Raw genomic sequence first — 12,773 nt, forward strand, 5'->3', positions numbered from 1 at the left:
TCTGAAGACCCGCCCCCATGGAGCAACGCCATGTCCCGCGGTCTCGACCACCTCGTTCTTGCCGTTCGCGATCTCGAGGCCGCAGCCGCGCATTACCGGGCGATGGGATTTACCGTCGGTGCCCGCAACCGTCATCCCTGGGGCACAGAGAACCATGTGGTCCAGTTTCCGGGCAGTTTCCTGGAACTGATCACGGTCGGCGCGGAAGGCATCACCGACGCGGCTTGGGCCGAGCGCTCGCGTTTTGCCACCTTCTCCCGAGGCTATCTTGCCCGTTACGGAGACGGTTTCGCCATGCTGGTGGTGGAGGCGCAGGATGCCGCCGCCGACAAGCTGGCCTTTGACGAGGCCGGCATCGGCGGCTTCGAGCCGTTCTTCTTCGAACGCCAGGCGAAGCGGCCTGATGGCTCCGAGGTCCGTGTCGCCTTCACGCTGGCCTTCGCCGCAGACGCGGCCGTGCCGGCGGCGGGTTTTTTCGCCACGCAGCAGCACGAGCCGCAGAATTTCTGGAACCCCGACTTCCAGCGCCACGAGAACGGAGCCGTCAAACTCGGCGGCGTCGTCATGCTGGCCGGAGAGCCGGCGGCATCAGTGCCCTTCTTCGAGGCCTTCACGGGCGCCCGGGCGGTCTGCGCCAGTGCCCGCAACATGGCGATCGTCACGCCACGCGGGACGGTGGAGGCGATGTCGCCGGATTGCTACCGCGACGTGCTCGGCCTCGAACCGGCGCTGTCGCTCGCCGATGGCCCCCGTCTCGCCGCCTTCAAGGTGACGGCGCCGCTGGACGCCATGGCCGCCCGCCTGGAGCAGGCCGGCATCCCCTTCATCCGCCACCGCAAGCATCTGGCCGTGGCCGCAGCCGACAATTTCGGGACGGGCCTGATTTTCGAAGAGCCCAGGGCTTGATCGAAGACGACGGGGTTGGTGTGCCGATCTCCAGATCGGCATCTTCCTTTTCCGGCAAATCCATCGTTCCGGGAATGCTGATCTGGAGATCGGCACACCAATCCCGCACCTGTCTCGGTAAGGTCAGTGCACGGAAGCGAGACGGTTGCGGTCCCGCGATATGCGCCAAACTTGCCTTCCCATCCTGTCGGCCTTATCTCCCGCATGACAATTCAACTTCAGGAGCGCCCATGACCGCCGCCAACTCCGTCGTCTCCCTCGGCAAGCTCCGCATCGGCAACGCGCTGCCGCTCACCGTGATCGCGGGCCCGTGCCAGATGGAGAGCCGGGATCATGCCATGGAGATGGCGACTGGCATCAAGGCGATCACCGACAAGCTCGGCCTGGGCCTGATCTACAAGAGCTCGTTCGACAAGGCCAACCGCACCTCGGCCAAGGGGGCTCGCGGTGTCGGTCTCGAAAAGGCTCTGCCGATCTTCGCGGAAATCCGCGAGAAATTCGGCGTGCCCGTCATCACCGACATCCATGAAAACGATCAATGCGCCAAGGTCGCTGAGGTCGTCGACGTGCTGCAGATTCCCGCCTTCCTGTCGCGGCAGACCGATCTGCTGGTGGCTGCTGCCCGCACCGGGCGGGTCGTCAACGTGAAGAAGGGGCAGTTCCTGGCCCCCTGGGACATGAAGAACGTCGTCGCCAAGATCACGGAGGCCGGCAATCCCAATGTGCTGGTGACCGAGCGCGGCGCCTCCTTCGGCTACAATACGCTGGTGACCGATATGCGCGCCTTGCCGATCATGGCCGAGCAGATCGGTGCGCCGGTGGTGTTCGATGCCACCCATTCGGTGCAGCAGCCGGGCGGGCAGGGGACATCGAGCGGCGGCCAGCGCGAATTCGTACCGGTGCTGGCTCGCGCCGCCGTGGCGGTCGGCGTGGCCGCCGTCTTCATCGAGACGCATCAGGATCCCGATCACGCCCCGTCCGACGGCCCCAACATGGTGCCGCTCAACCAGCTCGAGGCATTGCTCGCGCGCTTGAAGCAGTTCGACGCCATCGCCAAGGGCTGAGTTCGGGAAGGGAGCTTCCCTCCATGAGCGCTGGCATTATGATCGTGGCGTAAGATTGGACGGTCGATCTCCAGATCGACCGTCTTGTGAACTTCGAGCGAAATAGAGGGCGAAGGTGGTCGATCTGGAGATCGCCCCTCCATCTTCCCGCGCCTTACCTCCCAAGTCAGCGCCCAGAGGCGTTCTCTCTCCCTCAGCCCCGCCCGCGATAGCTCGGAACGCCTTGATCCGGCAGCCAGAGTTCCTCCGGCGGCTTGCCTGTCTGCCAGAACACGTCGATGGGAATGCCGCCGCGCGGATACCAGTAGCCGCCGATCCGCAGCCAGCGCGGTTCCAGAAGGTCGACGAGCCGGCGGCCGACGGCCACGGTGCAGTCCTCGTGGAAGGCGCCGTGATTGCGGAAGCTCGTGAGGTAGAGCTTGAGCGACTTTGATTCCACCAGCCAGTCCTTCGGCGCATAGTCGATGACGAGATGAGCGAAATCGGGCTGGCCCGTCACCGGGCACAGCGAGGTGAATTCGGGGCAGGTAAAACGGGCGAGATAAAGGGTGTCCGCCTGTGGATTGGGAACGCGGTCGAGCCTGGCTTCCTCGGGAGAGGAGGGGATCTTGCTTTCGCTGCCGAGTTGCAGCGTGGAAGGGTCGAAACTGGGCATGTCTGTCTCCCATGCACGGATAATCGGCTCGCCAATCGGCGATTTTCAGCATCCATGCAAGCTGTTTCCCAGGGCATTTCGCGATTGGCCGCCATCACCAAGGATTGCGGTCAAAACAGACTGTGAGCGCAAACAGGTGTTTCTGCGTGAACAGGCTTTGCGCGGGGCAATGTCGGCCGTCGTGACAATGTGACTTTTTCGTGGCAAGACCTCCATACTAACGCTGGGGAATACCATGCCGGTCATTGCTTTGATCCTGAGTGCCTTCATGGGCTGGTTCGTCTTTTGGTTGATCCGCTTTGACGGGCACGAAGTCATCGCTTCCTATTTCAGCGCGGCGGCGCGCCAGCGGCGCATGCAGCGGGCTCGGGACGCGGAGGCGAAAGCGGCGGTACGCTCCGTGACGGAAGCGCGCGATGGCGCTCTCGCCCTGCTGATTAAGCTGGGCAGCGTCGATCACGCTGTGCTGCCGGCTGCGGAAAGGCTGATCGAGGATGCCGCCCGCAACGTGTTCGGCTATGGCGACAAGCTGGTCGAACATCGGACCTTTGCCGAATATGTCGCCCGCAACACCCCGAGCTTCTCGGTGCTGTTCCGTGAATTGGCGCCGCTGTTCGACAAGCAGCTGGCGGCAGACGAGCGCAAGGACCTGATCGATCTCATGCATAAGGTGGCCGAGGCTGCCGGTGGTATGACACCGACGCGCCGGGAAATGCTCGACGAAGTACAGGCCCGTCTGTTGCCGTCCAAGGCCGCGCGCGTCTGAGATGGCAGTTTGGTGACGTTGTTTTGCTCTTTCGCCATGGCCATTCATCCGCTATGAGCGCGACAACGATCCGTGATTGCAAACAGGAGCAGCCCCATGACCGCTATCAGCGACATCATCGCCCGCGAAATTCTGGACAGCCGTGGCAATCCGACGGTCGAGGTCGATGTCTTGCTGGAGGACGGTTCGACAGGGCGCGCGGCCGTGCCTTCCGGCGCCTCCACCGGTGCGCATGAGGCGGTCGAGTTGCGCGACGGCGGCAAGCGCTATGGCGGCAAGGGCGTGGAAAAGGCGGTCGAGGCCGTCAATGGCGAGATCTATGAAGCGCTCGGCGGCCTGGACGCCGAGGACCAGATCCAGATCGACCAGACCATGATCGATCTCGACGGCACGCCGAACAAGTCGCGCCTGGGCGCCAACGCCATTCTCGGCGTCTCCCTCGCCGTGGCCAAGGCAGCAGCCCAGTCGGCCGGCCTGCCGCTGTGGCGTTACGTTGGCGGTCCGGCCGCCCGCGTCCTGCCGGTGCCGATGATGAACATCGTCAATGGCGGCGTGCATGCCGACAACCCCATCGACTTCCAGGAATTCATGGTGATGCCGGTCGGTGCGCCGACCTTCGCCGAAGGCCTGCGCATGGGCGCCGAGATCTTCCACACTTTGAAGAAGGGGCTGAAGGATGCCGGCCACAATACCAATGTCGGCGACGAGGGCGGTTTTGCTCCCAACCTGCCGTCGGCCAAGGCCGCGCTCGATTTCGTGATGAGCGCCATCGAGAAGGCCGGCTACAAGCCGGGCGAGGACGTGATGCTGGCGCTCGACTGTGCCGCCACCGAGTTCTTCAAGGGCGGCGTCTACGATTACAGCGGCGAAGGCGTGAAGCGTTCGATCGCCGAACAGGCCGACTATCTGGCCCAGCTCACGGCGGACTATCCGATCGTCTCGATCGAGGACGGCCTGTCGGAAGACGATTTCGATGGCTGGAAGCAACTCACCGACAAGATCGGCAGCAAGGTGCAGCTCGTCGGCGACGACCTGTTCGTCACCAACACCGAGCGCCTGTCGATGGGCATCAAGAAGGGGCTGGGCAACGCGATCCTGGTCAAGGTCAACCAGATCGGCACCTTGACCGAGACGCTCGCGGCCGTTGAGATGGCCCACAAGGCCGGCTATCGCGCCGTGATGTCCCACCGCTCGGGGGAGACCGAAGACTCCACCATCGCCGACCTCGCCGTCGCCACCAATTGCGGGCAGATCAAGACCGGTTCGCTTGCCCGCTCGGATCGCACGGCCAAGTACAACCAGCTCCTGCGCATCGAAGAGGCCCTCGGCACCCAGGCGCTCTATGGCGGCCGCGCTGCTCTGAAGGCGCTCGCCTGAGCCTGATTCATCGGCGTTGAAGACGATGGCCGGGGAGCTTCTGCTCCCCGGCTTTTTATTTGGGCCGCATTTTTGCATGGCGGTCCTGCCGGCCCGGCATGCGGAAGGGGCTTAAAGGCTGCTGATTTTGCGCTGCAGCAAGCGGCGTCAACGGAATATCAACCATCCGGGCCTAGCATGCCCTTATGGTCATTCGCACACGCATCCGCGCCATCTTGAACCAGCTCGCGCTTCTGGCGGGAGCGGCCGCAGCCATCGCATATTTCTCCTATCAAGCCTTCAATGGCGAGCATGGCATCCAGGCACAGCATCAATTCGACCAGCAGAAGCAGGATTTGGGCAATGAACTGGCTCTGCTGCAGAAGGAGCATGCCGCTCTCGATCGGCGTGTGAACCTGCTCAGGTCACAGGCGATCGATCCGGACATGCTCGACGAGAAAGCGCGGGACGTGCTCGGGCTGGTTCATCCCAATGACGAAGTAGTCTTGCTGGGCAAATAGGCTCGGCTTTCCACTTGTTGCGGTATCCTCCCCGGTAAATCGATTTCCATTTCGACGGCGCTGTCCGGCGACGCCGAAGTTTGACATAAGTGTGTCAAATAATAACAGGAATTGAGTTTATTGCTAAATAAACTGAATTCGAGTTAATCCATAATTATGTTGCATGTTCAATATGTTGCAGTGCAGCATTTGGGTGTGGCTCTCGCTTTTTGATATTGGATGCGCTAGCACTTCCTCAGCTTAGCCACCAATAATCGGAGGGTTCATGGCCGCTACAGCCGCAAAGGCCGCTGCTACCGCTAGCAAGGCTTCGAAGACTGCCGCCCGCTCGGGCAAGGCAGCGGGGGCAACCAAGACGGCATCGTCGTTCTCCCGCGAACAGGAGCTCAGCGCTTATCGCGAGATGCTGCTGATCCGCCGCTTCGAGGAGAAGGCGGGGCAGATGTACGGCATGGGCCTGATCGGCGGTTTCTGCCATCTCTATATCGGGCAGGAAGCCGTCGTGGTCGGGCTGCAGACGGCTTCGCGCGAAGGCGACCAGGTCATCACCGGCTATCGCGACCATGGGCATATGATCGCGGCCGGCATGGCGCCCCGCGGCGTCATGGCCGAGCTGACCGGACGCCGGGGCGGCTATTCGCACGGCAAGGGCGGCTCGATGCACATGTTCTCGGTGGAGAAGGCCTTCTATGGCGGCCATGGCATCGTGGGCGCGCAGGTGTCTCTCGGGACGGGCCTGGCTTTCGCCAATGCCTATCGCTCCGACGGCAAGGTAAGCCTGACCTATTTCGGCGACGGCGCCGCCAATCAGGGCCAGGTCTATGAGAGCTTCAACATGGCGGCCCTGTGGAAGCTGCCCGTTGTCTACGTGATCGAGAACAACAAATACGCCATGGGCACTTCGGTGAGCCGCGCTTCGGCCCAGACCGATTTCTCCCGCCGTGGCCTTTCCTTCAACATTCCCGGCGAGCAGGTCGACGGCATGGATGTGCGCGCCGTCTATGCGGCCGGCCAGAAGGCGATCGAGCACGCCCGCTCCGGCAAGGGGCCCTATATCCTGGAAATGCTGACCTACCGCTATCGCGGCCACTCGATGTCGGATCCGGCGAAGTACCGTTCGAAGGACGAAGTCCAGAAGATGCGGACCGAGCATGATCCGATCGAGCAGAGCCGCGCGCGCCTGCTCGGCGAGCATGGCGTAAGCGAGGAGGAGCTGAAGAAGATCGATTCCGAGATCCGCGACATCGTCAACGATGCTGCCGATTTCGCGACCAACGATCCCGAGCCCGATCCTTCGGAGCTGTGGACCGACATCCTGAAGTGATCGTCGGCCGTCCCGGCCTGCTCGCGTACATCCCATTCTCCAGACTTCGAGGCACCCATGCCTGATATCCTGATGCCGGCCCTCTCCCCCACCATGGAGCAGGGCAAACTCTCAAAATGGCTCAAAAAAGAAGGCGATACCATCAAGTCCGGCGACGTGATCGCCGAGATCGAGACCGACAAGGCGACGATGGAAGTCGAAGCCGTCGATGAAGGCGTGCTCACGCAGATCCTGGTGCCCGAGGGCACCGACAATGTCGCCGTCAACACGAAGATCGCTTTCATCCAGGGGGAGGGCGAGGCCGCAGCGCCGGCCGCTTCCGCCCCGGCCCCGCAGCCCGCTGCTGCTCCCGCCGCGGCTGCGCAGCCTGCCGCCGCTCCAGCCGTTGCCGCTCCCGCTGTGGCGCAGTCGGCTCCGGCGCCGGTCGAGGCCCATGATGCCTCCGGCGAGATCCCGGCCGGCACCGAGTTCGTCACCCAGACGGTCCGCGAAGCGCTGCGCGATGCGATGGCCGAGGAAATGCGCCGCGACGAGAACGTCTTCGTGATCGGCGAAGAGGTCGCCGAATATCAGGGCGCCTACAAGATCACGCAGGGGCTGCTGCAGGAGTTCAGCGCGCGGCGCGTGGTCGACACGCCGATCACCGAGCATGGCTTCGCTGGCATTGCCACCGGCGCGGCCATGACGGGCCTGCGGCCGATCGTGGAGTTCATGACCTTCAACTTCGCCATGCAGGCGATCGATCACATCATCAACTCCGCCGCCAAGACGCTCTACATGTCCGGCGGCCAGATGGGTTGCCCGATCGTGTTCCGCGGCCCCAACGGCGCGGCAGCCCGCGTGGCGGCCCAGCACAGCCAGGATTACGGTGCCTGGTACTCGCATGTCCCCGGCCTCAAGGTGGTGGCGCCCTATTCGGCCGCCGATGCCAAGGGCCTGCTCAAGGCTGCCATTCGCGATCCCAATCCGGTGATCTTCCTCGAGAACGAAATCCTCTACGGCCACAGCCACCCCGTGCCCAAGCTCGACGACTTCGTGCTGCCGATCGGCAAGGCCAAGGTGGTCAAGCCGGGCAAGGACGTCACGCTCGTCGCCTGGTCGATCGGCATGACCTATGCGCTGAAGGCCGCCGAAGCGCTGGCAGGCGAGGGGATCGACGTCGAGATCATCGACATGCGCTCGCTGCGTCCGCTCGATACCGATACGGTGATCGCCTCGGTGCAGAAGACGGGCCGCTGCGTGGTGGTCGAGGAAGGCTGGCAGCAATCGGGCGTGGGTTCGGAAATCGCCGCCCGCGTCAACGAGCAGGCCTTCGACTATCTCGACGCGCCGGTCGCGCGCGTTTCGGGCAAGGACGTGCCGATGCCCTATGCCGCCAACCTCGAAAAGCTTGCCTTGCCGAGCGTGGCCGAAGTCGTCGGGGCGGCCAAAGCCGTCCTCTATCGCTGAGGAGTTGCCGATGCCCGTGAATGTATTGATGCCGGCTCTGTCTCCCACGATGGAGAAGGGCAATCTGGCCAAATGGCTGAAGAAGGAAGGCGACACCATCAAGTCCGGCGACGTGCTGGCTGAGATCGAGACCGACAAGGCGACGATGGAAGTCGAGGCCGTCGACGAAGGCGTGCTGGCCAAGATCGTCGTGCCGGAAGGCACCGCCGACGTGCCGGTCAACGAACTCATCGCCGTGATCGCCGGCGAGGGCGAGGACGCCAAGGCGGTTGCCGCCGCCGGCGGCGCGCCGGCCCCCAAGGCCGCTGCCGCTGCCGCTCCGGCGGCTGCGGCTCCCGCGACTTCGAGCGCTCCTGCTCCGGCCGCCCCTGCGCCTGCCGCCGCCTCTGCGCCGGCCGTTCCCGCGCCCGCACCTGCTCCGTCCCAGGCCGGTGCGAGGATCTTCGCCTCGCCTCTGGCCAAGCGTCTCGCCAAGGAGGCCGGCCTCGACCTCGGCGCCATCCAGGGCTCCGGCCCGCATGGCCGCATCATCGAGAAGGACGTCAAGGCTGCCATCGCCGGCGGCGGCGCCAAGGCCGCTCCGGCGGCGGCACCTGCCCAGGCCGCGGCAGCTCCCCAGGCAGCGCCGGCTCCCGCCGCGCCGGCTGGTGCCTCCGACGAAACCACCAAGAAGCTGTTCGCGCCTGGTTCCTTCGAGGAGATCCCGCATGACGGCATGCGCAAGACCATTGCGCGCCGCCTGACGGAGGCCAAGTCGACCATCCCGCATTTCTATCTGACGGTAGAGGTCGAGATCGACGCGCTGCTGGCCCTGCGCGAGCAGATCAACCATGGCGCGCCGCTGACCAAGGAAGGCAAGCCCGCCTTCAAGGTCTCGGTCAACGACATGGTGATCAAGGCCTATGCGCTGGCGCTCAAGGCCGTGCCGGACGCCAATGTCTCCTGGACCGATGGCGCCATGCTCAAGCACAAGCACGCCGATGTCGGCGTCGCCGTCTCCATTCCGGGCGGGCTGATCACCCCGATCATCCGCAATGCCGAGGCCAAGACGCTTTCCGCCATCTCCAACGAGATGAAGGACCTCGCAGCCCGGGCCAAGAGCCGCAAGCTCAAGCCCGAGGAATATCAGGGCGGCACCGGTTCGGTCTCCAATCTCGGCATGTTCGGGGTGAAGTCCTTCGCGGCCATCGTCAACCCGCCGCACGCCACCATCCTGGCGGTCGGCGCCGGCATCAAGCAGCCGGTGGTGCAGGGCGGCGAGGTCAAGGTGGCGACCATCATGTCGCTGACGCTTTCCACCGACCATCGCGCCGTCGACGGCGCACTCGGGGCCGAGTTGATGCAGGCCTTCAAGGGCTATATCGAAAAGCCCATGGGGATGCTGGTGTGAGCGGCAGGGCCGCAGGACGAGTTTGCATGCCGGGTCTGGCGATCCTGGCGCTGGCGGCAGGCCTAGGAGGGTGCAACGCCCCTGGCCTGGCCGAAAAGCCCGTCGTTGCGGCCCCGCCCAAGCCTGAGCCGACCATGGATCAGGCGCGCGAGATCGCCATGTCCGGCGTTGCTTCCATCGGTGACGGCTATCGCGTCACGCTCGACCCGGATGGTTCGGGCCGGGCTTGGCGGGACGGTGTTCCCGGTGTGGTTCCGGTCGCCTGGAGCGTACTGGATTCGAGCAAGACCACGCTTGAACGCCCGTCGGCGCCCGGCCAGCCCGCCGCCGCGCCGGCAATCGATCCCGCGACCGGCCAGCCGCTGCCGCAGCAGGGAACGGGCAAGCCCGTGATCTGCGTGGAGCTGCCGCGGACCCTCAATATCGCGACGGGGTATTACAGATGCGCCTTCGCGCGCGATTGGAAGACCCAGCCGCGGAACTCTCCGGCGGGCGCAGCGCCGGCCGGGACGACCCCAACTCCGACGCCTGCCGCCAATGCAGGCTAGGGCGAAGTGCGATTTTCCTGAATCGCACTTTCCCCCTAACTCTTTGTTTTAACGCGTTTTCTTAATCGAAGGTCCGCCGACTTTCTGGAAAATGCTGTAGCGGACGATCTGAGACCTGATTTCCGGCCCGGTGTCGAGGCGAGCAGCATTCCCGGCTCCGGGCCCAAGAGGAGACCCCAAATGAGTTCCTACGACGTCATCGTGATCGGCTCCGGCCCCGGCGGTTACGTCACCGCCATTCGTTCCGCCCAGCTCGGCCTGAAGACGGCCGTGGTGGAGCGTGAGCATCTGGGCGGTATCTGCCTCAACTGGGGCTGCATCCCGACCAAGGCGCTGCTGCGCTCGGCCGAGGTGCTGCACAATTCCCAGCACGCCAAGGATTTCGGCCTGGTGCTCAACGGTTCGGTCACGGCCGACGTCGGCGCGGTGGTCAAGCGTTCGCGCGGCGTCTCCGCCCAACTCGCCACCGGCGTCGGCTTCCTCCTGAAGAAGAACAAGGTCGACGTGATCTGGGGCGAGGCCGAGATCACCAAGCCAGGCGAGATCGTAGTCAAGGCCTCGACCAAGTCGGTGCAGGGGCCGGCCATCCCCGCGCCGAAGGGGGCTCAGGGGCCGGGGACCTATCAGGCCAAGAACATCATCGTCGCCACCGGTGCCCGTCCGCGCGTGCTGCCGGGCCTGGAGCCGGACAAGAAGCTGATCTGGACCTATTTCGACGCCATGGTGCCGCCGGACATGCCCAAATCGCTGATCGTGGTCGGCTCGGGCGCCATCGGCATCGAGTTCGCCTCCTTCTATCGCACCCTCGGCGCCGAGGTGACGGTGGTCGAGGTGCTGCCCCAGATCCTGCCGGTCGAGGACGAGGAAATCGCCGCCCATGCGCGCAAGCGTTTCGAGAAGGCCGGCATGAAGATCCTGTCGGGCGCCAAGGTGACCAAGGTCGAAAAGACGGCCAATTCGGTCAAGGCGACGGTGGAAACGGGCGACGGCAAGTCCCAGGTGATCGAGGCCGACCGCATGATCTCGGCCGTCGGTGTGGTCGGCAATATCGAGAATCTCGGCCTGGAAAAGCTCGGGGTGAAGACCGATCGCGGCTGCGTGGTGGTGGATGGCTTCGGCAAGACCAATGTGCCCGGTATCTTCGCCATCGGGGACGTCGCCGGCCCGCCCATGCTGGCGCACAAGGCCGAGCATGAGGGCGTGGTCTGCGTCGAGGCGATCGCGGGCAAGAACCCGCATGCCTTCGAAAAGGACAAGATCCCCGGCTGCACCTATTGCACGCCGCAGATCGCCAGCGTCGGCCTGACCGAGAAGAAGGCCAAGGAAGCCGGCTTCACCGTCAAGGTCGGCCGCTTCCCCTTCATCGGCAACGGCAAGGCCATCGCTCTCGGCGAACCCGAAGGCCTGGTCAAGACGGTGTTCGACGCCAAGACCGGCAAGCTTCTCGGAGCCCACATGGTGGGCGCCGAAGTGACCGAGCTGATCCAGGGCTTCGTGATCGCCATGAACCTCGAGACCACCGAGGAAGAGCTCATGCATGCGGTGTTCCCGCATCCGACCCTGTCGGAAATGATGCATGAGAGCGTCCTGGACGCCTATGGCCGCGCTATCCATATGTAGGCAACACTTGGCTCCACAGCATGCCTGCGATCGTGCAGGCATGCATGCGCGAGGGAGTTGCCGGGCTTGTCCGGCAATGGTGAAGGGCCGGCTTTCCTGATATATCGGCCGCAGTGAACCGAAAGGCTTGTCATGGCTGTCGTCCTCGATCTCCTCAACAACGACAACCGGCCGCGTCATCCCGAGAAGGCGCATCGGCCCGATCAGCCCATGCTACGCAAGCCGGACTGGATCCGCGTCAAGGCGCCGGGCTCGCCGGGCTGGCGCGACACCCAGGCCATCGTCAAGGAGAACAAGCTCGTCACCGTCTGCGAGGAGGCGGGCTGCCCAAATATCGGCGAATGCTGGGACAAGAAGCACGCCACCTTCATGATCATGGGCGACACCTGCACGCGGGCCTGCGCTTTCTGCAACGTCAAGACCGGCATGCCCGGGCCGCTCGACCCCAAGGAACCCGAGCATACCGGCATCGCCGTGGCCAAGCTCGGGCTCAGCCATGTGGTGATCACCTCGGTGGATCGCGACGATCTCAAGGATGGCGGTGCCCAGCATTTCGCCGAGGTGATCAAGGCGATCCGCCACCATTCGCCCGGCACCACCATCGAGATCCTGACGCCCGACTTCCTGCGCAAGGATGGCGCGCTCGAGATCGTGGTGGCGGCCAAGCCCGACGTGTTCAATCACAATATGGAAACGGTCGCTTCCAATTACCTCACCGTCCGCCCCGGCGCCCGCTACTTCCATTCGATGCGGCTGCTGCAGCGGGTGAAGGAGCTCGACCCCTCCATCTTCACCAAGTCCGGTATCATGGTCGGCCTCGGCGAGAAGCGGAACGAGGTCCTGCAGCTGATGGACGACCTGCGCTCCGCCAATGTCGACTTCATTACCATCGGCCAATATCTGGCGCCCTCGCGCAAGCACCATCCGGTGGTCGCCTACATCACGCCGGACGAGTTCAAGAGCTATGAGACGGTGGCCTATACCAAGGGCTTCCTGATGGTCTCCTCCTCGCCGCTGACCCGTTCGTCCCACCATGCGGGCGATGATTTCGCCCGGCTCAAAGCCAACCGGGCGGCGAAGCTGGGGCGCTGACGGCATAGTCTCCCGTGAAGTAGTCGCGTTCAAGGGGCTTTGCCGTTGGCGGTGCGCGATCGCGAGCCGACGAGCGCGGCCA

The 12,773-nt window shown here is 64.3% G+C and carries 12 protein-coding genes; 11 read left to right on the forward strand and 1 reads right to left on the reverse strand.

Features of this window, described 5'->3' with window-relative positions:
* Positions 1-30: 30 nt before the first annotated feature.
* Both J8I29_RS27795 and kdsA read left to right on the forward strand, forming a co-directional pair.
* Positions 31-906 carry a VOC family protein gene (locus J8I29_RS27795; RefSeq protein WP_209434132.1) on the forward strand — a complete coding sequence of 292 codons (876 nt, stop codon included), beginning with the start codon at positions 31-33 and terminating at the stop codon, positions 904-906.
* A 230-nt stretch (positions 907-1,136) separates the two neighbouring features.
* The gene (gene kdsA / locus J8I29_RS27800) at positions 1,137-1,970 is read left to right on the forward strand and encodes a 3-deoxy-8-phosphooctulonate synthase (protein ID WP_209434133.1); all 834 of its coding nucleotides are present in this window, start codon (positions 1,137-1,139) and stop codon (positions 1,968-1,970) included.
* A gap of 193 nt (positions 1,971-2,163) precedes the next feature.
* Here kdsA and queF read toward each other — a convergent pair whose 3' ends face one another.
* Positions 2,164-2,625 (reverse strand): preQ(1) synthase, encoded by a 462-nt coding sequence (queF, locus tag J8I29_RS27805; protein WP_105862931.1) that lies wholly within the window; start codon positions 2,623-2,625, stop codon positions 2,164-2,166.
* A gap of 235 nt (positions 2,626-2,860) precedes the next feature.
* Here queF and J8I29_RS27810 point away from each other — a divergent pair, with 235 nt between their 5' ends.
* The 9 genes from J8I29_RS27810 (at position 2,861) to lipA (ending at position 12,691) form a co-directional block, all read left to right on the forward strand.
* Complete coding sequence (locus J8I29_RS27810) at positions 2,861-3,391, forward strand: hypothetical protein (protein ID WP_105862932.1); 531 nt, start codon at positions 2,861-2,863, stop codon at positions 3,389-3,391.
* A 96-nt stretch (positions 3,392-3,487) separates the two neighbouring features.
* Entirely contained in the window at positions 3,488-4,768 is a 1,281-nt protein-coding gene (eno, locus tag J8I29_RS27815; RefSeq protein WP_105862933.1) for a phosphopyruvate hydratase, read from the forward strand.
* A gap of 185 nt (positions 4,769-4,953) precedes the next feature.
* The gene (locus tag J8I29_RS27820) at positions 4,954-5,268 is read left to right on the forward strand and encodes a septum formation initiator family protein (protein WP_105862934.1); all 315 of its coding nucleotides are present in this window, start codon (positions 4,954-4,956) and stop codon (positions 5,266-5,268) included.
* Between the two features lie 265 nt (positions 5,269-5,533).
* A complete protein-coding gene (pdhA, locus tag J8I29_RS27825) occupies positions 5,534-6,592 on the forward strand; it encodes a pyruvate dehydrogenase (acetyl-transferring) E1 component subunit alpha (protein WP_105862935.1) in 1,059 nt (352 codons plus the stop codon).
* A gap of 57 nt (positions 6,593-6,649) precedes the next feature.
* Positions 6,650-8,041 (forward strand): pyruvate dehydrogenase complex E1 component subunit beta, encoded by a 1,392-nt coding sequence (locus tag J8I29_RS27830; RefSeq protein ID WP_209434134.1) that lies wholly within the window; start codon positions 6,650-6,652, stop codon positions 8,039-8,041.
* 10 nt (positions 8,042-8,051) lie between these two features.
* A complete protein-coding gene (locus J8I29_RS27835) occupies positions 8,052-9,431 on the forward strand; it encodes a pyruvate dehydrogenase complex dihydrolipoamide acetyltransferase (RefSeq protein ID WP_209434135.1) in 1,380 nt (459 codons plus the stop codon).
* A 26-nt stretch (positions 9,432-9,457) separates the two neighbouring features.
* Positions 9,458-9,979, forward strand: coding sequence for a hypothetical protein (locus J8I29_RS27840; protein WP_209434136.1), 522 nt, complete (start codon positions 9,458-9,460; stop codon positions 9,977-9,979).
* A gap of 180 nt (positions 9,980-10,159) precedes the next feature.
* Positions 10,160-11,599 carry a dihydrolipoyl dehydrogenase gene (gene lpdA / locus J8I29_RS27845; RefSeq protein ID WP_209434137.1) on the forward strand — a complete coding sequence of 480 codons (1,440 nt, stop codon included), beginning with the start codon at positions 10,160-10,162 and terminating at the stop codon, positions 11,597-11,599.
* Positions 11,600-11,731: 132 nt separating this feature from the next.
* Complete coding sequence (lipA, locus tag J8I29_RS27850; protein WP_105862940.1) at positions 11,732-12,691, forward strand: lipoyl synthase; 960 nt, start codon at positions 11,732-11,734, stop codon at positions 12,689-12,691.
* The last annotated feature ends 82 nt before the right edge of the window (positions 12,692-12,773 follow it).

This window comes from Labrys sp. LIt4 (assembly GCF_017813775.1).
GTDB classification, from domain to species: Bacteria; Pseudomonadota; Alphaproteobacteria; order Rhizobiales; family Labraceae; genus Labrys; species Labrys okinawensis_A.

Excerpts from the sequence above, each read along its gene's own strand:
- pdhA (WP_105862935.1), top strand. The coding sequence starts at position 5,534 with ATGGCCGCTACAGCCGCAAAGGCCGCTGCTACCGCTAGCAAGGCTTCG.
- J8I29_RS27830 (WP_209434134.1), top strand. The coding sequence starts at position 6,650 with ATGCCTGATATCCTGATGCCGGCCCTCTCCCCCACCATGGAGCAGGGC.
- J8I29_RS27820 (WP_105862934.1), top strand. The coding sequence starts at position 4,954 with ATGGTCATTCGCACACGCATCCGCGCCATCTTGAACCAGCTCGCGCTT.
- J8I29_RS27835 (WP_209434135.1), top strand. The coding sequence starts at position 8,052 with ATGCCCGTGAATGTATTGATGCCGGCTCTGTCTCCCACGATGGAGAAG.
- J8I29_RS27840 (WP_209434136.1), top strand. The coding sequence starts at position 9,458 with ATGCCGGGTCTGGCGATCCTGGCGCTGGCGGCAGGCCTAGGAGGGTGC.
- J8I29_RS27795 (WP_209434132.1), top strand. The coding sequence starts at position 31 with ATGTCCCGCGGTCTCGACCACCTCGTTCTTGCCGTTCGCGATCTCGAG.
- eno (WP_105862933.1), top strand. The coding sequence starts at position 3,488 with ATGACCGCTATCAGCGACATCATCGCCCGCGAAATTCTGGACAGCCGT.
- queF (WP_105862931.1), bottom strand. The coding sequence starts at position 2,625 with ATGCCCAGTTTCGACCCTTCCACGCTGCAACTCGGCAGCGAAAGCAAG.
- kdsA (WP_209434133.1), top strand. The coding sequence starts at position 1,137 with ATGACCGCCGCCAACTCCGTCGTCTCCCTCGGCAAGCTCCGCATCGGC.
- lpdA (WP_209434137.1), top strand. The coding sequence starts at position 10,160 with ATGAGTTCCTACGACGTCATCGTGATCGGCTCCGGCCCCGGCGGTTAC.
- J8I29_RS27810 (WP_105862932.1), top strand. The coding sequence starts at position 2,861 with ATGCCGGTCATTGCTTTGATCCTGAGTGCCTTCATGGGCTGGTTCGTC.
- lipA (WP_105862940.1), top strand. The coding sequence starts at position 11,732 with ATGGCTGTCGTCCTCGATCTCCTCAACAACGACAACCGGCCGCGTCAT.